This window comes from Comamonas testosteroni (assembly GCF_030505195.1).
Lineage (GTDB): Bacteria > Pseudomonadota > Gammaproteobacteria > Burkholderiales > Burkholderiaceae_C > Comamonas > Comamonas testosteroni_G.
The window spans coordinates 204,101-223,519 of record NZ_CP129672.1 but is presented as its reverse complement, the minus strand read 5'-3'; the positions used below and the strand labels follow the sequence as shown (position 1 = coordinate 223,519).

The following is a 19,419-nucleotide window of genomic DNA, read 5'->3' as shown; positions in this document are numbered from 1 at the left end:
GATAGCAGGTGGTAGTGAGAGAACTGCTTACTGCCAGTGCAGCAGGCGTTTTTCGAGCCAGGTCATGAAGCGCACGATGCCAACCCCTAGCAATGCGAGTACCAGCAGGAGAGCCATAACGCCATTGATATCGAAGGTGGAGCCGAGATAGGCCAAGGTTTGGCCCAGGCCCTTTTCGCTTGCGATGATTTCGGTGCCGACAACTCCGAGCAGGGCATAGATCAACCCTAGTCTGAGTCCTGAAAAGATCACTGGGACCGCACCAGGCAAAGTGACCTCGAAGAACGTTGTGCCGGCTTTCGCCCCCAATGTCTTGCATAGCGTCAAGTGGTCCTGGCTCACCCCGCGGATGCCAGCTACAGTCGCAGAGAGAACGATGAAGAAGGTAAGCGAGCAGCCAACGGCAATCTTGCTGCCTATTCCAAGGCCGAACCACAGGATGAACAGCGGTGCCAGAGCAATACGTGGCATCACATTGAGCGCGTTGAAGTAGGGGTCAGCGAATCTCTCGATCGCAGGCCAGCGAACAAAAATGAGTCCAACGGCGAATGCGGCCAGGCTGCCCAGAACAAAAGACGCGGCTACAGCTGTCAGAGTCCAGCCTAGGTCGCTCCAAAACTTTGCTGTTCTTACGTTTTCCCAAAGGTAGGCCAGTACTCCACTTGGTTGGCCAAAAAATGTCGGATCAACCCATTTACGCGAAGAGGCGATCTCGGCAAATCCCAGCATTAAGGCTATGAAAACGATGTGCAAGAGTACCCACTGCAGTCGATTAGCCTTCATGGTGTACCCACCCCGATTCAAGCTGCGACCAGAGAGTCGCATAGAGTTCGTGGAAACGTGGCGACTTTTGCAATTCACGAATTGAGCGAGGTCGCGGTAGGTCAATCGGCACGTCTGCAATGATGCGTCCTGGCCTGGACGACATCACGATCACACGATCGGAAACGGCGACAGCTTCTGCCAAATCGTGAGTGACGAACAAAGCCGTTTGTCGGTGCTGATGACAGAGGCATAGAAGCAAATCTTGAAGCTGCAACTTGGTTTGCGCATCAAGTGCTCCAAATGGCTCATCCATCAACAGCAGCGGTGCATCCAATGCAAATGTCCGTGCGAGAGCAGTACGCTGACGCATGCCGTGCGAAAGTGCCTTCGGCAATGCATTGGCATGCTCTGCAAGGCCTACCTCGGCGAGCATTTTTCGTGCGCGTTCAAGGCTTTGTTTCTTGGTTTGCCCTCTGACCTTTGAGCCAAAGGCGGCGTTTTCCAAGGCGGAACACCACGGCAAGAGGCTATCGCGCGCGAGCATGTAGCCGATTTGGGGATTACCGGATCGTGGAGGGCTACCCATCACTTTGATGGATCCGGAACCCGTGCTTTCAACCAGGCCCGCACACAGATTTAGCAAGGTTGTCTTACCGCAGCCGCTTGGGCCAACGAGAGAGACAAATTCGCCTTCGGCAATATTCAGAGAGATGTCCGCCAGAACCGGATTGTTGCCGTCGAAGCTTAAATGCAGGCCATCTACGGCAACCGCAGGCTGTCTGGAGGCAAGAGCGTTGGGAATGGGCATATCGCCTCCGCTCACTGCACCAGCAGCGTAGAGGTGTCCACCACCTTGCTGATCTGGCCTGTACGTTGCATATACCTCGCTGTATCCTGGAAGGCCTTGGGATCTACAGGAAATTGCAAAGAGGGCAAAGAGTTACGCAGCGAGACCTCAAGAATCTGGTCTCCATTCGGAATATTGATCTTGAAGGTGTCTTGCGCAATCTTGAGCAGTGCCCCAAAGTTTGCGGGGTTCTGCGCAAACTCACTCGCTTCAATCATGGCCCTTCGGTACCCCTCTATCGCCTTAGAGTTTTTCTGAAGAAATTCATCGCGCACGACTTGCAGCATCGAGGCTCCGTCGGTCTCCAGGACATCACTGGGACCTTGCCCCTTGCGGGGATCAACCACCATCCGGCATACCTTCGACACTTCGCAAAAGCCATCCATCGGGGTGAAAAGCATCAGCCCATCAATCTGCTTCTGCGAGATCGCAGGAAAGGCGGTGTTGGGCGAGCCGACCGCAACAATCGTGACGTCCTGGGTAGACATGCCTGCACCCTTGAGCAGGCTCACCAACTGGAACTCGGCTGCGCCGCCTCTTGCTGTAACGCCGATTTTCTTGCCTTTGAAATCCTGCATGACCGCCGGATAGCCATGGGCCGCATTGGGCGTATCCAAGCCAGCTCCCGCCATGAGGAAGAATGTGGGTCCGCGAGCTCCGCTGCCAATCGCTTTGACTGCAGCTCCCTTGTTCGCAGCCTGGACAAGAACCTCCGGAGGCGTAAATGCGACGTCGAGATCTCCCGCCAGCAGTGTCTGCATCGCTAACGGAGCCTGCGGAATGCTGCGCAATTCGCACGTGATGGCATGCTTTGCGCAGAGTCCATTCGCATTGGCGACACGAACCAGAAAGTTGCCCAAGCCGGGATAGTCCTGTATGCGCAAGACGACGGACTGAGCCATAGCCGAAGTGGATAGCGCCGATACAGAAGCTATAGCGAGAGCGATCAGTTTTTTTCGAATCATGGTAATCCGTTCCGTTGGAGAGAGAGTTACGACAATCGGTATGCAAACGGATTAAAAAATCGACCAGCCAATTGAATTGCGCCTCAGGTGACAATGTTCGGATGAACACCAAGCTCGACTTCCCTAGGCGTCTATCGGGTGACCGTTACCGCGTGGATTGGCTTGCGAACTTCCCTGAGCCCTCTATGCAGCGGCTTCGTGCCATTGGCATCAAGCGAACGTTCCACGACGGCCAACTCGTACAGAAAAGAGGTGACTCTGCACAGAGCGTGTTGGTTGTGTTGTCAGGACGTCTGCGCTCTGTGGGCTACACCCCAGGAGGGGCCGAGCAATTTACGCGTTGGATGGAACCAGGCGAAATCAGCGGTTTTAGTTCGGTGTTGGGAAATGCGCCGGTGCCGGTAGACCTTGTCGCAACCGGAGACGTCGAACTTCTAATCTTGCCAAGTCAGCCCTTGCTCGAGGTCTTGGCAAGCGATGCTCTGGCATCTTTGGCAGTGGCACGTGCACTAAGCCTGCGCGTGAACGAATTGTTCGACATGATCTTCATCAGGGCTGAAGAGACTCTCAATGCGAGAGTTTGGGCGACGTTGCAACGCATAGCAGCTGAAAACGGAAAGCCTGTTCACGGCAATGTCGTGCTTCGCATTTCTCAAGGTGATCTCGCGCATGCCGTTGGAGCGTCTCGTCAAAAAGTCAACCTCGAACTGCGCGAACTTCAAGCACAAAAGAAGATTCGCCTGGGTTATCGCTGGATTGAAATTTTCTGCAGCGCATAGCCCTGAGCAGGTCAGGTCTAGCATCGGCAGCTTGGTTTTAGACTGGTGCTTTTATGCAGAGGTTCCCTAAGGAGCCTCTGCATAAATCTTTTCTGTGTCTGCTATCGCGGCCTTTGACAGTCATTGCGCAATATTCGGCAACGAGAAATCAATAGCTTAGAAGTGATTGGCGATGCATCAATGATGGTGCGGATGCCTTATAGCGGGTAGTTTCTGATTTATTCAGAGCTCTTCCAAGGGTGGCGCAGAGCCTTAGCCCTGGGGTTTCACTCCTCAAACGCTGCCATGCTGTGCACGTCAAGCTCTGCCAAGTGCTCGGCGGTTCGCCTGCCGACACCCATGCATCGCCAACGGGCGTGCATTCCATCAGCAATTGCTGATCGCCGACCGGCAGCCCGGCAAAGTTGCACACACGCCGCAGGTGCGCCGGACAGGTGCTTGCAGGTGAGATCCCCGTCCATCTCCGCCACCACTATGTCGTCATGCTGGGGGCGGAAGAACTCATCCACCAAGAGCATGAATTTCCTCAACTCCATTTGGTCGTCTCGGATACGTTGGTATGTTTGTAACAATTGGTATATTTGAGCCAGCAATAATTAAATGAATGAGGGAGCCGAGATGCTAGTGAGTCGTGGATCTGCGGGCCTGTTGGGCTTAGCGCTGTTGTTGGTCGGCTGTACAGGTAAGGGCATCGATGCTCCCTTGGCAACAACTGATGAAGCAGCTTACAGAGCGTCGCTGAACAAGGCATGGCCAGACATGAGTGCCCATCAGCAGGAGGCATTCAACTGGGCTGTAAGCAATTTCAGTCTGCAGCAGCTGATTGCGAAGTACTCGAGCATGACGCCGCGTGTCGTCATCAGTCGTGAGGCAGATGAGTACATACAGCTGAAAACCCAGCAGGCAGCAAAGAGTGCAGCAGAGCTGGCGGCCAATGCAGAGAGACTGACGCAGCAAGAGCTGTCTCTGAAGGGCGTGGAGGCAGAGCTGTCCAAGATCTCGGCCCGAGGACTGACGATTCAGAATCGATTTGGATTTGGCAAGGACTTTGTCTATGAAGTCAGCAACTCGAGTAAATTCAATTTGTCATCTGCCCAATGGGATGCCTGGTTGTTCTTGAATGGTGAGGAAACCAGCACGCGTCATTGCAAGGTCTACAGCACTTTCAAGTACGAGGGCGGCTTGCGTGCCGGCGCAAGCATGAGGAAAAACTATGAAGTTGGCTTCATGGCTTGCGACAACTGGAACACCTTGGAGGTTCAGAATGCCAAAAGCAAGCAGTACCAACTGAAGCTTGAATTTGCTTCGGTAAAGGACTTCGACGAGCGGCAAATCCTGCCAGTGATTTCGCCATCGAGAGCCGATTATGAAAAAGCTATCACTGATGCAGGCAAGGAAGTTGAGAATGCCAAGATGTACAAGGAATCGTTGAAATAAGAGCTGTCTGGGCAGCGCTAAGCATCAGCTTCGGTTGCATCCATCGCGTCTGTATTGCGCTCCATCTGCACCTTGCTGGTCAGAGCCCCATTGCCCAGCGCATGGGTGACTTCTGGCACCACCAGACCTGGCCATCAATTTCAGGCTTGAACCCCGTCACGCGCACAGGGGTCTGCGGCATCAGCGCTGGCGCAACGATGGCCTGATTCAGATCGAGGCGTAGCCATGCCTCGATTGATGCGCTGCCGCTCGCTCTTGGCTGCGGCCCGCGCGTCAGCCTCAATGCCGAAGGTTTCCTTCATGGTCTTGAGGTTGCAGTCCTTCTTGCCTGCAATCACTTCCTTGCGCTTGCCAGACTTTCGGTCGTTCCAAAGCGCATTGACGCCGTCATAGGCATCGCGGGTGCTGCTGGCTCAGCGGTGCTGGTCGCCCCGATGCGGGTGATTTCGAGGTTTGGCAGGCTCTCGCCCTTGCTGGTTTGGGTGCCGTTGACGGGCATGAAGGACAGGTGTTTTTTCTTCACCGTGGCCACGGTGTCATATTTGCGCGCCAGCCGGGTGATGAAGTGCATGCCTGATTCATTGGTCTGGTCGATGTGCCGGACCCGGGTGGCGCCCAGCTTGGCATCCACCTTGCGGGGGAGCTTGTTGCGCTTGGGCAGCGTGGCCAGGATGGAGCCCAGGCATGGTGTCATGCCAGCTTTTCTCGGTGCGCTTGCATATCTCGCCGCACAGATCGGCAGCACGGGCGCGGATGGTGATGATGTCCGGGGCGCCGCTGTGCTCGGGTTCGTTCACCATAAAGGTGCCTTTGTCGATCAGCTGAGCTCCTTGCGACCCCAGCTGCGTATTCCGGTCAAACTGACCACCCGTGCCGGATGCTGCTGACCAGTCTGCTGGTCATGACCGACTGAGCTCGGCCAAAAGCGGACCTTGGACTCCTTGACGGCAATGACTGCTATCGAATGGCATAAGAGTCTAGGAAGACTGCCACCCACCGCCCAGTGCCTTGAAGGCAGCGACTGCGGCGCGCGTCGATTCAGTCTGTGCCTGCACCCGCGCGTCGGACGCGCGCAGCAAGCTGTCGTCTGCTTGCAAGACCTCGATCAAGCTGACAACGCCTTTTTGGTATGCCGCAAACGAAGCTGCTCGTGCTTGACCGAGCGAGTCCACTCCTTGGGAGAGCACGGCAGTTTGTTCTTCACGCCTGACCAGGGCAGAAAAAGCGTTTTCTACGTCTTCGGTTGCGCGCAGCGCCGCGAGCCGATACGCCGCCAGCATTTCGGCCTCTTGTCCCTTGGCCTGCTCAATCTGTGCATTGATGCGGTCGAAGTCAAACAAGCGCCAGCGCAGGCCGAGAACGCCAGCGGCCTGGCTGGCACCGCTGGTGAACAGATTGCCGCTGGACACTGCGGTGGCGCTGCCGATCAGTCCACTCAAGGAAAGTTTGGGGTAGTACTCGGCGACAGCCACGCCGATACGCGCGTTCGACGCAGCCAAGCGACGCTCGGCTGCAATCAGGTCTGGCCGCCGCCTCAGCAGGTCGCCCGGTGATCCCGTGGCTGTGATCTGCGGAGCCAGCGGGATGTTGGTGGTCTTGGCAAGTTCCTCCCGGTGTGTGCCGGGTGGTGTCCCGAGCATCACGTCGAGGGCGTTCGTGGCGCTATCCAGGCCCGCTTCAAGAACGGGGACAGATGCCTGTACCTGGGCCAGCGCTCCTTCGACCTGCCTTACCTGTAAGTCAGGTGCCAAGCCCTTGCCGTTGAGAAGTTTGATGGTCGAGAGCAGTTCCTGCTGTGTCTGCACCTGGCGCCGCACGACATCCAGACGGGCTTGCAATCCACGGATGCTTATATAGATGTCGGCGGTCTGCGCGGCCACTGTCAGCCGCGTGGCGGCCGCACCTGCTTCTGAAGCCTGGTAGTCGGCAAGCGCCGCTTCTCGGCCACGGCGCAGCCCACCGAACACATCCAGTTCCCAGCTTGCAGTGAGATTGGCTTCGTAGGAGCTGCCGTAACGGTCAAAGCCACGCGCTGAGTTCAGGACTTGCCCCAACGGCGTTTCAACGGATTGGTAGGCTCTGGCCGCCTGAGCGCCGATATTGCCGGACGGCAACAGCGCAGCATTCATCGCACCGAGACCCGCACGTGCTTGCGTGACCCGGGCGGATGCCTGTGCGATATCGAGGTTCTGGTCAAGGGCCATCGTGACGTACCGCGTCAGTTGCGGATCGTCGAAACCTGTCCACCAAGTGGCGAGGCCGGCATTGGTGGCTGCATGCCGAAGATCCATTGCAGCCTGACCATGAAACTGCGCAGGCATGGGGGCGTCGGGTTGAACGTAGTCGGGGCCGACGGCGCAGCCGGCCAGAAGGCAGGCAACAGTGAGCGCGGAAAGAGTGTGTTTGGGCACCATGGGCGTATTCCACAAAAGCAGAGGGTGACTATAGTACCAAACAGTCACAGGTTGTCCAGTCTTTGTGGTTGACGTAAGCTGGAGCCTATGAAGAAAACAAGCGCTTATCCCGTCTCGGCCCGAGGCCCGGCCGATCACGAGGTGCGAAACCAGATCGTCACAGCGGCCACCGAACACTTCAGTCGTTACGGCTATGAGAAGACGACCGTCTCCGACCTCGCCAAGGCCATCGGCTTCTCCAAGGCGTACATCTACAAGTTTTTCGAGTCCAAGCAGGCCATCGGCGAAATGATCTGTGCGAATTGCCTGCGCCAGATCGAAACCGAGGTCGGGGAGGCCGTGGCCCAGACCGATCTTCCACCGGAGAAGCTGCGGCGAATGTTCAAGACCGCCTCCGAAGCAAGCCTTAAGCTGTTCTTTCAGGATCGCAAGCTCTACGAGATTGCGGCCTCCGCCGCCACGGAGAACTGGCAGTCGGTGATCGCCTTTGAAGAACGCATCCAGAAGCTGCTGCAAGACGTCTTGCAGGCAGGCCGGCAGACTGGCGACTTTGAGCGCAAGACCCCTCTGGATGAGACCGCAAAGGCGATCTACCTGGTGATGCGCCCCTACCTCAATCCGTTGCTTTTGCAACACAGCTTTGATTACGTCGAAGAGGCGCCGGTGCACCTGTCCAACCTGGTGCTCCGCAGCTTGTCTCCATGACGCATGGCCCAAAACCAATTGTGACTATTGACTAAATTAGTCACTGGTACCAAAATAAAAGTCCAATCACTTCGTCGATGGGACTTTTATGCTCCGGCGCCGCCTCGCTACCTCTACCCTCATCTGTGCATTGCCCCTCGCACTGGCCGCGTGCGGCGACAAAGCGACATCTGACCCGCGCACCGAAGCACCGTTGGTGCGTACCGCCACCGTCGCAGGCGCAAGCTCCGCATCACGCTCGTTTACCGGAACCGTCGCCGCGCGAGTACAGAGCGATCTAGGATTCCGTATCGCCGGCAAGGTGCTGGAACGGCTTGTGGATGCCGGGCAAACCGTCAAGCGCGGCCAGCCGCTCATGCGCATCGACCCCGTTGATCTGAAGCTCGCGGCCCAGGCGCAGCAGGAAGCAGTCGCTGCGGTACGGGCACGGGCGCAGCAGACCGCCGAAGATGAGGCTCGCTACCGCGACCTGCGTGGCACGGGAGCGATTTCGGCATCGGCCTACGATCAGATCAAGGCGGCAGCGGATACCGCGAAAGCCCAGCTCAGCGCGGCCGAAGCCCAGGCCCTTGTTGCCCGCAATGCAAGTGGCTATGCGGAACTGGTCGCGGACAGCGATGGAGTCGTCATGGAAACGCTCGCCGAGCCTGGGCAGGTGATCAGCGCTGGGCAGACTGTCGTGCGCCTGGCCCGTGCCGGACAGCGCGAGGCCGTGATCCAACTGCCGGAGACCCTGCGCCCCGCGATCGGCTCGACGGCACAGGCCACGCTCTTTGGCAAAACAGGTGCTGGCGTTCCGGCCAGACTTCGCCAGCTCTCCGATGCTGCGGATCGGCTTACCCGAACTTTCGAGGCCAGGTATGTGCTCGACGGCGAATTGGGGAGCGCCCCGCTGGGCAGCACCGTCACGATCCAGATTCCGAAAGTGGCAGCGTCAGCGCAGAGCAGCTTGCAGGTGCCCATTGGCTCCATTTTCGATGCGGGTAAAGGGCCAGGCGTTTGGCTCATCAGCGGTAAGCCGGAGGAAGTGTCCTGGCGCCCTGTGACGATCGAGCAATTGGGTAACGACAGCGCCCAAATTGCTGGCCAGCTCAAACAAGGCGACCAAATCGTTGCCTTGGGTGCGCACTTGCTTAAAGAAGGTGAACAGGTGCGCATAGGCACTAAAACCACTCAGACGGCCGCCACGGCGCAAGGAGTACGTCCGTGAGCGAGCGCCGATTCAACTTGTCTGCGCTCGCCGTGCGCGAGCGCTCCATCATGCTGTTTTTGATCTTGCTGATTACCGGCGCCGGCATTCTTGCGTTCTTCCAACTCGGACGCGCAGAAGATCCGCCGTTCACGATCAAGCAGATGACGGTCGTCACCGCCTGGCCGGGCGCCACGGCGCAGGAGATGCAGGATCAGGTTTCAGAGCCGCTGGAAAAGCGCATGCAAGAGCTGCGGTGGTACGACCGGACGGAGACCTATACCCGTCCCGGCTTGGCCTTCACGATGGTTTTCCTGCGCGACAGCGCTCCGCCTTCCGAGGTTCAAGAGGAGTTCTATCAGGCCCGCAAAAAGCTTGTGGATGAGGCCAAGAAGCTGCCTGCCGGAGTTATCGGTCCGATGGTCAACGACGAATATGCCGACGTGACCTTTGCGCTCTTTGCTCTCAAAGCCAAAGGCGAACCACAGCGCTTGCTGGTGCGTGAAGCGGAAGCCTTGCGCCAACAACTGCTACATGTCCCCGGAGTGAAGAAAGTCAACATCATCGGGGAACAGTCTGAACGCATCTTTGTGTCGTTCTCGCACGATCGCCTGGCTACGCTGGGTGTCACGCCGCAAGACATCTTTGCTGCACTCAACGATCAAAACGTATTGACTCCCGCCGGGTCTATCGAGACCAAGGGGCCGCAAGTCTTCCTGCGCGTCGATGGCGCGTTCGACAGCCTGGAGAAGATCAGGCAGGCCCCGATCACCGCCAAGGGACGAACGCTGAAATTGTCGGATGTGGCCACTGTCGAGCGTGGCTATGAAGATCCCGCCACCTTCCAGGTGCGCAGCAACGGCGAACCGGCGCTGCTGCTCGGCGTCGTGATGCGTGACGAATGGAACGGCCTCGATCTCGGAAAAGCGCTGGAGGCGGAAGTCTCCAAAATCAATGAAGGTCTCCCTCTGGGAATGTCCCTGACGAAAGTGACGGATCAGGCCGTCAACATCAGTTCGGCGGTGGACGAGTTCATGGTCAAGTTCTTCGTCGCGCTGCTCGTCGTGATGGTGGTCTGCTTCGTGAGTATGGGTTGGCGTGTCGGCTTCGTGGTCGCGGCGGCCGTGCCGCTGACGTTGGCGGCCGTGTTCATCATCATGGCAGCCTCCGGCAAGAACTTCGACCGCATCACGCTCGGATCACTAATTCTGGCGCTGGGCCTGCTGGTGGACGACGCCATCATCGCCATCGAAATGATGGTCGTGAAGATGGAGGAAGGCTATAGCCGGGTCGCCGCTTCGGCCTACGCCTGGAGCCACACGGCAGCCCCCATGCTCTCGGGAACGCTGGTCACCGCAATCGGCTTCATGCCCAATGGATTCGCACGCTCCACGGCGGGCGAATACACCAGCAATATGTTCTGGATCGTCGGCATTGCCCTGGTCGTTTCCTGGGTGGTGGCGGTCGCGTTCACGCCGTATCTGGGCGTGAAGATGCTGCCGAACATCAAGCAGGTCGAGGGCGGGCACGAAGCCATCTACAACACGCGAAACTACAACCGCTTCCGCCAGGTACTGGGGCGTGTCATTGCACGCAAATGGCTGGTGGCCAGCGCGGTTGTGGGGGCGTTTGTGCTTGCCGTCGTCGGCATGGGGCTGGTCAAAAAGCAGTTCTTCCCGACATCCGACCGGCCCGAGGTGCTGGTCGAGGTACAGATGCCGTATGGCACTTCGATCCAGCAAACCAGTGCCGCGACGGCGAAGGTCGAAGCCTGGCTGGCGAAGCAGAAGGAAGCGAAGGTTGTCACGTCCTATATCGGCCAGGGCGCTCCGCGCTTCTTCCTGGCCATGTCGCCTGAATTGCCCGATCCGTCGTTTGCCAAGGTCGTGGTGCTCACCGGCGATGAGAAGGAGCGGGAAGCCCTCAAATACAGGCTGCGCCAGGCAGCAGCCGACGGCTTGGCGCCGGAGGCACGGGTGCGCGTCACGCAGATCGTGTTCGGCCCGCCCTCGCCATTTCCTGTCGCCTACCGCGTGATGGGGCCCGACCCTGACAAGTTGCGCATGATCGCCACCCAGGTCGATGACGTCATGCGCGCCAGTCCCATGATGCGCACGGTCAACACGGATTGGGGCTCGCGTGTTCCCACCTTGCACTTCACGCTCGATCAGGATCGGCTCCAAGCCGTGGGGCTAACGTCCAACTCGGTGGCCTTGCAGTTGCAGTTCCTGTTGAGCGGGGTGCCGCTTACGGAGGTACGCGAGGACATCCGCTCTGTGCAGGTGGTCGGTCGCGCGGCGGGTGATATTCGTCTTGATCCTGCAAAGATCGCCGGCTTTACGCTTGCCGGCTCAGCAGGACAACGCATACCGCTGTCACAGGTGGGCACTGTCGATGTGCGCATGGAAGACCCCATTCTGCGGCGCCGTGACCGCACGCCGACTATCACGGTTCGAGGCGATATCGCCGACGGGCTGCAATCACCGGATGTTTCTGTTGCTATTTTGAAGCAGTTGCAGCCGGTCATCGAGCAGCTCCCTTCTGGCTACCGGATCGAACAGGCTGGCTCCATCGAGGAGTCTGCCAAAGCCACCACGGCGATGCTGCCGCTGTTCCCGATCATGATTGCGCTCACGCTGCTTGTCATCATCTTGCAGGTGCGTTCGATCTCCGCGATGGTCATGGTGTTCTTGACCAGCCCGCTTGGATTGATTGGCGTAGTGCCGACGCTGCTTCTGTTCCAGCAGCCATTCGGCATCAATGCCCTGGTTGGCTTGATTGCGTTGTCCGGCATCCTGATGCGCAACACGCTGATCTTGATCGGGCAGATTCACCAGAACGAGCAGGAAGGCTTGAGCCCGTTCAATGCGGTTGTCGAAGCAACCGTCCAGCGCGCGCGGCCCGTGATCTTGACGGCCTTGGCCGCGATCCTGGCATTCATCCCGCTAACCCACTCGGTGTTCTGGGGAACGCTGGCCTACACGCTCATCGGAGGCACGTTCGCAGGAACGATTTTGACCCTGGTGTTCCTGCCGGCCATGTACTCCATCTGGTTCAAGATCAGGCCAGCTCCTTTGCAAAGCTGATCGCCCCCCTTCCTCCAACTTGTCTCACGAAAAGGAACTGCCATGTCGAACTCCAAAGTCGTCGTCATCACTGGCGTGTCATCGGGCATTGGACGTGCCGCAGCTATCCAATTTGCCCAGCAGGGATGCCGGGTATTCGGCACCGTGCGCAACCTGGAAAAGGCGCAGGCAATACCCGGTGTTGCGCTCATCGAGATGGATATCCGCGATGAAGAGTCAGTTCAACACGGAGTCCAGACCATCCTTGCTCAGGCCAAGCGCATCGACGTGCTGGTCAATAGTGCGGGCGTGACCCTGGTCGGCGCAACAGAAGAAACGTCGATTGACGAGGCAAAGACGCTGTTCGACACCAACCTTTTCGGTCTCATGCGCACGATTCAAGCAGTGCTGCCGCACATGCGCGAGCGGCACGCCGGCCGCATCGTCAACATCAGCTCTGTACTGGGCTTCCTCCCGGCGCCGTACATGGCGCTGTATGCCGCATCCAAGCATGCTGTCGAAGGGCTGTCCGAGAGCCTGGATAACGAGGTTCGCCAATTCGGGGTTCGCGTCGCGCTGGTTGAACCGTCGTTCGCCAAAACCAAACTGGATCTCAATGCCCCTAAGGCCGTTTGCACGATCCCGGACTACAGCAAAGAGCTCGGCATCGTCTCCAAGGCCATTGAGAAGAACGTCCAGCAAGCCCCCGAACCCAATGGCGTAGCCGACACGATTGTGGATGCCGCTTTGGGTCCGTGGAGGATGCGCCGCACGCCTCAAGGCGAGGCATCTCTTCTGGCCAAACTCCGCCGTTTCATGCCCGCCGGCCCGGTCGAGAAGGGCCTGAGAAAGACGTTTGGGCTGGCCTGAACGAATCCTTGCAATCACCCGCGGTGGCCGAGCCTTGACCTTTGGCCTGGAAGATGGCGGCGGTGCTCACCGCTCCATGTAACAGGTCTTGCGGCAAGGAGATCTTGCTCGTGGTCAGGTGCAGCACGTCAATGCACTTGCCTCCACGCAGGTCGGTAAGCGGTGCTGCGCATCGGTTGCGAACCAAGCAGCACATTCAGAACGAGGAGAACGCATTGCTTCTGACCAAAGACATTCAATCAGAGGTCTCGACTAGGAGATTGCGGAGTTGCCATCTTTTTGACGGCATGGATGATCTTCGACTCGGTGAGGTTGCCAGTCTATGTACTTGGCAAAGCCTGGAACCTGGAGAAATTGCTGCTGGAAAGTCACAAGACATGTTCTTCATTGTTTGCCAGGGCAAGATGCGGGTTTCTGCACTATCTCCGAATGGGCGTGAACTGCTCATTTCAGATTTCGCGCAGGGCGGGCATTTCGGGGTTGTTGGAGTGATGGGGGGCAGTGGCGCTTCCCTGCAAGCCCAAGCGTTAGCACCATCGTTGCTCGCGTGCTTGACACGCACCGCTTTCATGAAGCTGATACGAGAGGATTCGATTTTTGGCAGGCTCTTGTTGGAAACGCAACAAGCGGCGACGGAGCATTTGATGAGCCGTTTGGTCGAGCTTGGAGTGCTGAGAATTTCAGGGCGGCTGTACAGCTATTTACTGGAGCTGGCAGAGCAGGCAGGCATCATGGATAACCGCTCGATTCTTTCTCCTGGACCGCGTCATCTTGACCTGGCTGCAAGAATTGCGGCCTCACGGGAAGAAGTAAGTCGTGAAATGGCGCGGCTGCACAAGCAGGGGGTTATCACATCAACGCGTCAAACACTGGTGCTGAATGACGTAGCTGCTTTGGAGCAGCGACTACATGCGCTATAGCCATAAGCGCATGAAATCTTGAATGGAGGTAAGCGCCAATTTCCACCCCTAGTGAGGTCTTGGTCCCGAATATTCTGCGTTTACAAGCAGCGGCTTTCAAACTTGTCACTCAATCAATCTTTGCTCAGACAGGGCCAGGACGGCATTGATAAAACGAGACGTTGAATTCTCGTAAAGTCCAGCCTTGCTTCCCGCGCCCCCACATCAGCGCCTTCTGGCTGTCCGAATAGTAGATTCTGGGGCGCTGCTTCATTTGCAACACTCCTGCCGCCTATGCGGTGGTTAGTGTGTTGCAGCGACCGGTTGAATCCGCCGTCGATTGCTGTCGGTGGTCAGTACCAGCAGGCCGGTCATCTCTTCGCTGAATGCTGGTCATTGAGAACCAGCGCCTGTACCCAGCTCCAGCGAGATTTCCGCTGCCTTGCGCGGGATGGCAATTGCCCGTTGTGGTCGCTTCGCATTAACGGTTGCAAACCGTAATCCTGGCGGAAAGCAGCTGGAGTCGAACCAACCCGGGAGCGGCTGACGCCCCCCACCGGGTTTGAAGCCCATGAAATCATTCGGAGGGATGCCTTTGGAATCAACTACTTTATTGATTTCAATGGCTTAGCTTCAACCTGTTGTAGCACTTTGCCGTAGCAGCACATCGGTGTGAGTGTTAAGAGTGGCTAACATCACTTCGTCATAGCCCCTCGCAGAGCAGTTATGCTTGCGGCCCTCATGGCAAGACGACCCGTTAGCAAAGAACTGTGGCGACAGCTACAACCCCTGATCCCAGCCTTCGTGCCTTCTGCCAAAGGCGGTGCGCGCAAGCTCGCGGTCAGCGACGAAGCCGCCCTCAACGGCATCCTGTTCGTGCTGCAAACAGGCATTCCATGGGAGGACCTTCCCCAATCTCTTGGGTACGGCAGCGGCATGACTTGCTGGCGGCGCCTGCGAGACTGGAATGCCGCTGGTGTCTGGAAGCAGTTGCACCAGGCCATGCTGACGCGCTTGCGTGAACACGACCAGATCGATTGGAGCCGGGCCAGCATTGATGGCTCCTCGGTACCAAGCCCCCGGGGGGCCAGGAAACGGGCCCCAACCCCACGGACAGAGGCAAGCTCGGCTCCAAACGACACATCGTCGTAGATGCCAGAGGCATTCCGCTGGTGATCTTGGTCAGCGGCGCGAACCGGCACGACTCTAAGATGTTCGAGAGGTGCGTGGACGCGATTCCTGCGATTGCAGGCTTGTCAGGGCGTCCCCGTAAAAGACCAGCCAAGCTGCACGCTGACAAAGGCTACGACTTCAAGCGATGCCGAAACCACCTGAGGCAGCGGGGCATCATCGGCCGGATTGCCAGACGAGGCGTTGAGAGCAGCCAGCGGCTGGGCAAGCACCGCTGGGTGGTGGAGAGGACGCACAGCTGGTTTGCAGGCTTTGGCAAGCTGCGAATCCGCTTTGAACGACGGCTGGATATCCACGAAGCGCTGTTGAAGTTGGCGGCAGCGATCATCTGCGCACGCTTCGTGGATAGGTGGTGTTAGCCAGTCTAAGTCTAGCAGGCTCACTGGATGAAAATCTGGAAGAAAAATCTGTGAGGGCATCTCAGCGCTAGATGCTCTGTGGAGTCCCCCCTGTAGGGCCGCTATGCTTGAGTCATTCCAAAAGAGAGGGTGGGCGAGTGCTGAAAGAAATCGTTTGTGAGTCTTGGAATTGGACTGCCATCGGAGCCATTGCTACTGCTGTAGCTTCTGTGACTGCTATCTACACAGCTCGTGTTGCATTGCATGTGGGGAGGGAGCCAAGGAGGCTGCATCAAGAGGCTTTGAAGAGAAGGGGCGTTGTTGCATATAAGCTCTTGAGCCCTGAAATGCAAGTGCTAAGAACTGTAGCTGTTGACCTGCGCCACTGGTCCGCCACTCAGCAGCTTGTTCAGGGGCATAGTCTTTTAGAAGTGCATCAACGCTTGGATGCTCCTTGGCTTAAAAACTGCCTTGATATGCCTGAGGTGTATCCAATGCGCTTGTGTATTGCTCTGGCTGACGTATACGGGCGTGTGTTGTCGCTGAAACAGTCTGTGTCCTTTCTTTCTCGTTTAGCGCGGGGAGGAGAAATAACGGTGTCGTCAGTTGCTCTTGATTCAGAAACTGAGCAGTTGTTAGGTGCATTAGAGAGTCTGGAGGAGGTCTTGGGACATGACCACAAACGACCGTTTACGGACAGGTCTCTGTAGGGTGTCCAAAAGATAGCTTGATAAATTAACGGACATGGCTTAAATTACGGACATCCTATTCGTACACATGAAGAGTCCATGTCCAGAGTCTTTGCTTACTGCCGTGTCTCCACCTCAGATCAGACTACTGCAAATCAGCTTCAGGAGGTCGCTGCTGCAGGCTTTGAGGTCTCGCCTAGGAGAGCCATTGAGGAGACCGTCAGCGGCTCTGTAGCGGCCTCTGAACGCCCTGGATGGACCTCCCTGGTTACCAAGATGGAGCCAGGGGATGTCCTGGTGGTCACCAAGCTGGACCGCCTGGGGAGGAATGCCATGGACGTGAGGGCCACCGTGGATGCACTGGCTGCTGATGGCGTGAAGGTCTACTGTCTGGCTCTGGGTGGGATGGACCTCACGAGCCCTGCAGGGAAGATGACCATGGGCGTTATCAACGCTGTGGCTGAGTTCGAGAGGGACCTATTGATCGAGAGGACTCAGGCAGGTCTAGCCCGTGCGAAGGCAGAGGGGAAGTCCCTGGGTAGGCCCAAGAGCCTCAGCGGTGAGGAGACTGGGGAGGTCCTCAAGAGACTGGCTGCAGGGGAATCTGTAGCGGCCATAGCTAGGGCCATGGAGACCTCTCGGCAGACAGTGATGCGGATCAGAGATGCTGGGTCCTCTAGCGATGTAGCTGGTGCGGATTGATCGCTATAGGCCGCTGGAGGCTCTCTGTGGGTCTCCAGTGGTCAAGCCTTGGGGTCACCATTGGCGAGTCTATAGGAGCGCTCCTGGGGCTTCCTGATGAACCTGTGGACAGTCCACGAGAGTCTGCAGCTTCCTCCATGGCGCTCCTCCGGTGGGGGGCAATAGAGGCAAAGACAGGCGACACATGGCTGGAATGCCACTGACGTAACCTATTAATTCCATTGGGTTTTCTATTAACCCACAGTATTGGGGAGACACCCTCCGGATTCTATACTTATAGATCCTATGGAGCGACCAGCAGAGCCATCCAGGAATGGAAGACCAAAGCTACCTAAAGAGCACCACAAGACACGATCTTAGGGAGCAGGAAGCAAGAGGCCAGAAGATAGACCGTAAGAGCACAGACCAATGAGAGTAATCACTACAAAGATTATTACCCCATAGGCACTTCCAGATGTACCTCTAGAGGGGGGTATTTAACCCACACTATATAGGGCTTGAGGTTGATTAGGGTCTCGCTCTTTAGGGTCATCGGTACTCGTGAGGAGACTTCCTCCAGCGCCAGCAAGCTGACAGCTAGAGATGCTTCAGAAGACCTCCTGCAGGCCTGCTGCTGGCTTATTTGGTCTTGCCTGAGGGTGCACCCTGGGGAGGTCTACGGATTCGTAGGAGAGCTGTTCTACGGCTTGCTGGAGGTCTTCCATGTCCGGATGTGTGTAGACCCTGCGACCTGTGGAGCCGCCTGTCTCGTGCCCTGTGATGGCGTCCATGAGGTGCTCTTGTACCTGGGCCTTCGCTAATCTTGTTCTGACAGTGTGGCGGAAGGAGTGAAAGTCCAGCCATTGACCATCCAGCCCTGGGATGCTCTTCCTGTACCGACTGAACCATGCGCTTGCGATATTTGCGTTCTTCAGGAGCGGCCACAGGCTCCCTTCCGGGCCTTGCTTCCGGACATCCTCTGCGTAGTCCAGTAGACCCAGCCGGATCAGCTCGGAGTGAATCGGGAGGGACCTTCGGCTGGCGCTGGTCTTCACGCTCTGGCCTTCTCCTTTGTCAGTGATGTGGATGACAGGAATCCCATCCTCTTCAGTAATGTCTGAGACCAGTAGCTGCGCCAGTTCGCCCATGCGGGCTCCTGTGTACAAACCAATGATGGGAATCCAGTAGGCTGCTGGACCTCCTCCAGTTCGACCCTTTGGTGGCACTTCATAGGCTTGAAATAGCGGCTGGCTGAATAGCTGCTGTAGCTCCTGGGGCTTCCATGGCTTGCGGGTGTCACTCTCGGGAACCTTGATGGCTAGACTATGCCAGGGGTTCTTCTGGATCATCTCCAGCTCCACACAAGCGAACCTCAGAAGTGAGTTCACATACATGAGATGGTTCTTGGCAGTCTTGAGGCCAAAGCCTCTGGCAGGCTCCTGCAGCCAAGCCTTGAAGGTATTCCCCTGATCCCTGGTGACTCCATGGACGTACAGCGGGCCGCCGAGGCATTCTTCAGCGAGACTCAGTGCCCGGTCGCTGGCTTGCTTGGTGTCGTGGGTCTTGCGCTCAGCCTTCAGCCAGAGGGCCTGGATGTCCCTGAGGGTTTGCCCATCAGCAGCACCACCATCAATTGCATGACCACCAGCGCCAGCAGCCCCCTGGGCTTGCATGGAAGACGCCACAGGAGCGCCTGTAGCGGCCTCTGGCTTTAGGTTGAGGGGTAGGGGGACATCTTCATCAATAAGCTCTCCTGCATCCATCCTGGAGGCATCCTGCCATGCCTGCCGGTATGACCTCAGGTAAGCCGTGAGAGCTTCCTTTAGTCCTTTAGTTTCTTCAGTGATGGTACGACCAAACGCCCTTGCATCCTCCTGGAGGAGCGGGAGGACAGTCCCACGGTTCAGTCCAGCCAGTGCTCTTCCGGTCTCCTGGGACTGCGTGACATTGAGGATGGTCAGGGCATTCAGTTCCCTGTCGGTGAGGCCATCAAGAGGGTCCCTCTTGGGTAGAGGAATAGACCCATCAGCTGCACGCATCAGCGGTAGGCCTACGCGGGCCAGCGCATTGAAGATGGGGTCGTTCCCTTCTCTGCGGTGATGGTCAGCCTGGAGGACTCTCTTACGGGCTCCACTGGCGAGGACCTGCGCCAGCTCCGGAGTAATGACCTCCAGGGCTTGAGGGTTGAGAGCCTTGCGCTTGGCCTCGAACTCTTCTAGCCATTGGGCTTTCAAGCGGAGGCCCTTACGGACCGCCTCTGCCTTGTCGCTGGTGCCAAGTGCAGTGTTGAACTTGGGTTTGCCGTAGTGGGCTTGGAGGTCTTTAGGAATGAGGACCAGTAGGGACCAGCGGGAGCCCCTCTGATTCAGTCCTTCAACAGTCGCCATTTCGTCTTTCCCTTGAGTGGGGGATTGAGGTGGACGATGTGGCACTTGACTGTAGTACTTTGGGTGGCGGAAAGCAGCTGGAGTCGAACCAACCCGGGAGCGGCTGACGCCCCCCACCGGGTTTGAAGCCCGGCCGCGCCACCGGGCACGATTGCCTTCCTTTGAGTCAAGAGTGGCAACTGCCACTCTTGTAGAAGA

General features: G+C 57.6%; 18 protein-coding genes and 1 tRNA gene. 11 read left to right on the top strand and 8 right to left on the bottom strand.

Annotation, left to right across the window (positions count from 1 at the left end):
* Positions 1-27: 27 nt before the first annotated feature.
* The 3 genes from QYQ99_RS00930 to QYQ99_RS00920 are packed head-to-tail and all read right to left on the bottom strand — an operon-like array spanning position 28 to position 2,577.
* Positions 28-783: an ABC transporter permease gene (locus QYQ99_RS00930; RefSeq protein ID WP_409812533.1), complete on the bottom strand. Its 756-nt coding sequence runs from the start codon at positions 781-783 to the stop codon at positions 28-30.
* On the bottom strand, positions 773-1,573 hold the full coding sequence (locus QYQ99_RS00925) for an ABC transporter ATP-binding protein (RefSeq protein ID WP_302091010.1): 801 nt from the start codon (positions 1,571-1,573) through the stop codon (positions 773-775). The genes QYQ99_RS00930 and QYQ99_RS00925 overlap by 11 nt, the downstream gene beginning before the upstream one ends.
* Positions 1,574-1,584: 11 nt before the next feature.
* Positions 1,585-2,577, bottom strand: coding sequence for an ABC transporter substrate-binding protein (locus QYQ99_RS00920; RefSeq protein ID WP_302091009.1), 993 nt, complete (start codon positions 2,575-2,577; stop codon positions 1,585-1,587).
* Positions 2,578-2,678: 101 nt separating this feature from the next.
* On the opposite strand from QYQ99_RS00920, the gene QYQ99_RS00915 reads away from it, so the two are divergent.
* Both QYQ99_RS00915 and QYQ99_RS00910 read left to right on the top strand, forming a co-directional pair.
* Positions 2,679-3,356: a Crp/Fnr family transcriptional regulator gene (locus QYQ99_RS00915; RefSeq protein WP_302091008.1), complete on the top strand. Its 678-nt coding sequence runs from the start codon at positions 2,679-2,681 to the stop codon at positions 3,354-3,356.
* 600 nt (positions 3,357-3,956) lie between these two features.
* The gene (locus QYQ99_RS00910) at positions 3,957-4,793 is read left to right on the top strand and encodes a hypothetical protein (protein WP_302091007.1); all 837 of its coding nucleotides are present in this window, start codon (positions 3,957-3,959) and stop codon (positions 4,791-4,793) included.
* A gap of 79 nt (positions 4,794-4,872) precedes the next feature.
* Here QYQ99_RS00910 and QYQ99_RS00905 read toward each other — a convergent pair whose 3' ends face one another.
* Positions 4,873-5,076, bottom strand: coding sequence for a hypothetical protein (locus tag QYQ99_RS00905; protein ID WP_302091006.1), 204 nt, complete (start codon positions 5,074-5,076; stop codon positions 4,873-4,875).
* Between the two features lie 51 nt (positions 5,077-5,127).
* Entirely contained in the window at positions 5,128-5,487 is a 360-nt protein-coding gene (locus tag QYQ99_RS00900) for a hypothetical protein (RefSeq protein WP_302091005.1), read from the bottom strand.
* On the opposite strand from QYQ99_RS00900, the gene QYQ99_RS00895 reads away from it, so the two are divergent.
* The gene (locus QYQ99_RS00895; protein WP_302091004.1) at positions 5,486-5,680 is read left to right on the top strand and encodes a hypothetical protein; all 195 of its coding nucleotides are present in this window, start codon (positions 5,486-5,488) and stop codon (positions 5,678-5,680) included. The two genes, QYQ99_RS00900 and QYQ99_RS00895, sit on opposite strands and share 2 nt — an antisense overlap.
* 90 nt (positions 5,681-5,770) lie before the next feature.
* Here the strand turns inward: QYQ99_RS00895 and QYQ99_RS00890 are convergent, their stop codons facing one another.
* Positions 5,771-7,207 carry an efflux transporter outer membrane subunit gene (locus tag QYQ99_RS00890; RefSeq protein WP_302091003.1) on the bottom strand — a complete coding sequence of 479 codons (1,437 nt, stop codon included), beginning with the start codon at positions 7,205-7,207 and terminating at the stop codon, positions 5,771-5,773.
* 87 nt (positions 7,208-7,294) lie between these two features.
* Between QYQ99_RS00890 and QYQ99_RS00885 the strand changes: the two genes are divergently transcribed.
* The 8 genes from QYQ99_RS00885 (at position 7,295) to QYQ99_RS00850 (ending at position 16,855) form a co-directional block, all read left to right on the top strand.
* On the top strand, positions 7,295-7,912 hold the full coding sequence (locus QYQ99_RS00885) for a TetR/AcrR family transcriptional regulator (protein WP_302091002.1): 618 nt from the start codon (positions 7,295-7,297) through the stop codon (positions 7,910-7,912).
* An 88-nt stretch (positions 7,913-8,000) separates the two neighbouring features.
* Positions 8,001-9,122, top strand: a complete 1,122-nt coding sequence (locus tag QYQ99_RS00880) for an efflux RND transporter periplasmic adaptor subunit (RefSeq protein ID WP_302091001.1) — start codon at positions 8,001-8,003, stop codon at positions 9,120-9,122.
* A complete protein-coding gene (locus QYQ99_RS00875; RefSeq protein ID WP_302091000.1) occupies positions 9,119-12,187 on the top strand; it encodes an efflux RND transporter permease subunit in 3,069 nt (1,022 codons plus the stop codon). The genes QYQ99_RS00880 and QYQ99_RS00875 overlap by 4 nt, the downstream gene beginning before the upstream one ends.
* 42 nt (positions 12,188-12,229) lie before the next feature.
* Entirely contained in the window at positions 12,230-13,036 is an 807-nt protein-coding gene (locus tag QYQ99_RS00870) for an oxidoreductase (RefSeq protein WP_302090999.1), read from the top strand.
* Between the two features lie 215 nt (positions 13,037-13,251).
* The gene (locus QYQ99_RS00865; protein ID WP_302090998.1) at positions 13,252-13,956 is read left to right on the top strand and encodes a Crp/Fnr family transcriptional regulator; all 705 of its coding nucleotides are present in this window, start codon (positions 13,252-13,254) and stop codon (positions 13,954-13,956) included.
* Between the two features lie 720 nt (positions 13,957-14,676).
* A protein-coding gene (locus tag QYQ99_RS00860) for an IS5 family transposase (protein WP_302093079.1) occupies positions 14,677-15,485 on the top strand; the annotation gives its coding sequence in 2 pieces (ribosomal slippage) (positions 14,677-15,007 and positions 15,007-15,485; 810 coding nt in all).
* Positions 15,486-15,622: 137 nt separating this feature from the next.
* Positions 15,623-16,174: a hypothetical protein gene (locus QYQ99_RS00855; RefSeq protein WP_302090997.1), complete on the top strand. Its 552-nt coding sequence runs from the start codon at positions 15,623-15,625 to the stop codon at positions 16,172-16,174.
* Between the two features lie 78 nt (positions 16,175-16,252).
* The gene (locus QYQ99_RS00850; protein WP_302090996.1) at positions 16,253-16,855 is read left to right on the top strand and encodes a recombinase family protein; all 603 of its coding nucleotides are present in this window, start codon (positions 16,253-16,255) and stop codon (positions 16,853-16,855) included.
* Positions 16,856-17,442: 587 nt separating this feature from the next.
* Here QYQ99_RS00850 and QYQ99_RS00845 read toward each other — a convergent pair.
* Both QYQ99_RS00845 and QYQ99_RS00840 read right to left on the bottom strand, forming a co-directional pair.
* The gene (locus tag QYQ99_RS00845) at positions 17,443-19,221 is read right to left on the bottom strand and encodes a site-specific integrase (protein ID WP_302090995.1); all 1,779 of its coding nucleotides are present in this window, start codon (positions 19,219-19,221) and stop codon (positions 17,443-17,445) included.
* Positions 19,222-19,285: 64 nt separating this feature from the next.
* A tRNA-Sec gene (locus tag QYQ99_RS00840) sits at positions 19,286-19,381 on the bottom strand.
* Positions 19,382-19,419 lie beyond the last annotated feature (38 nt).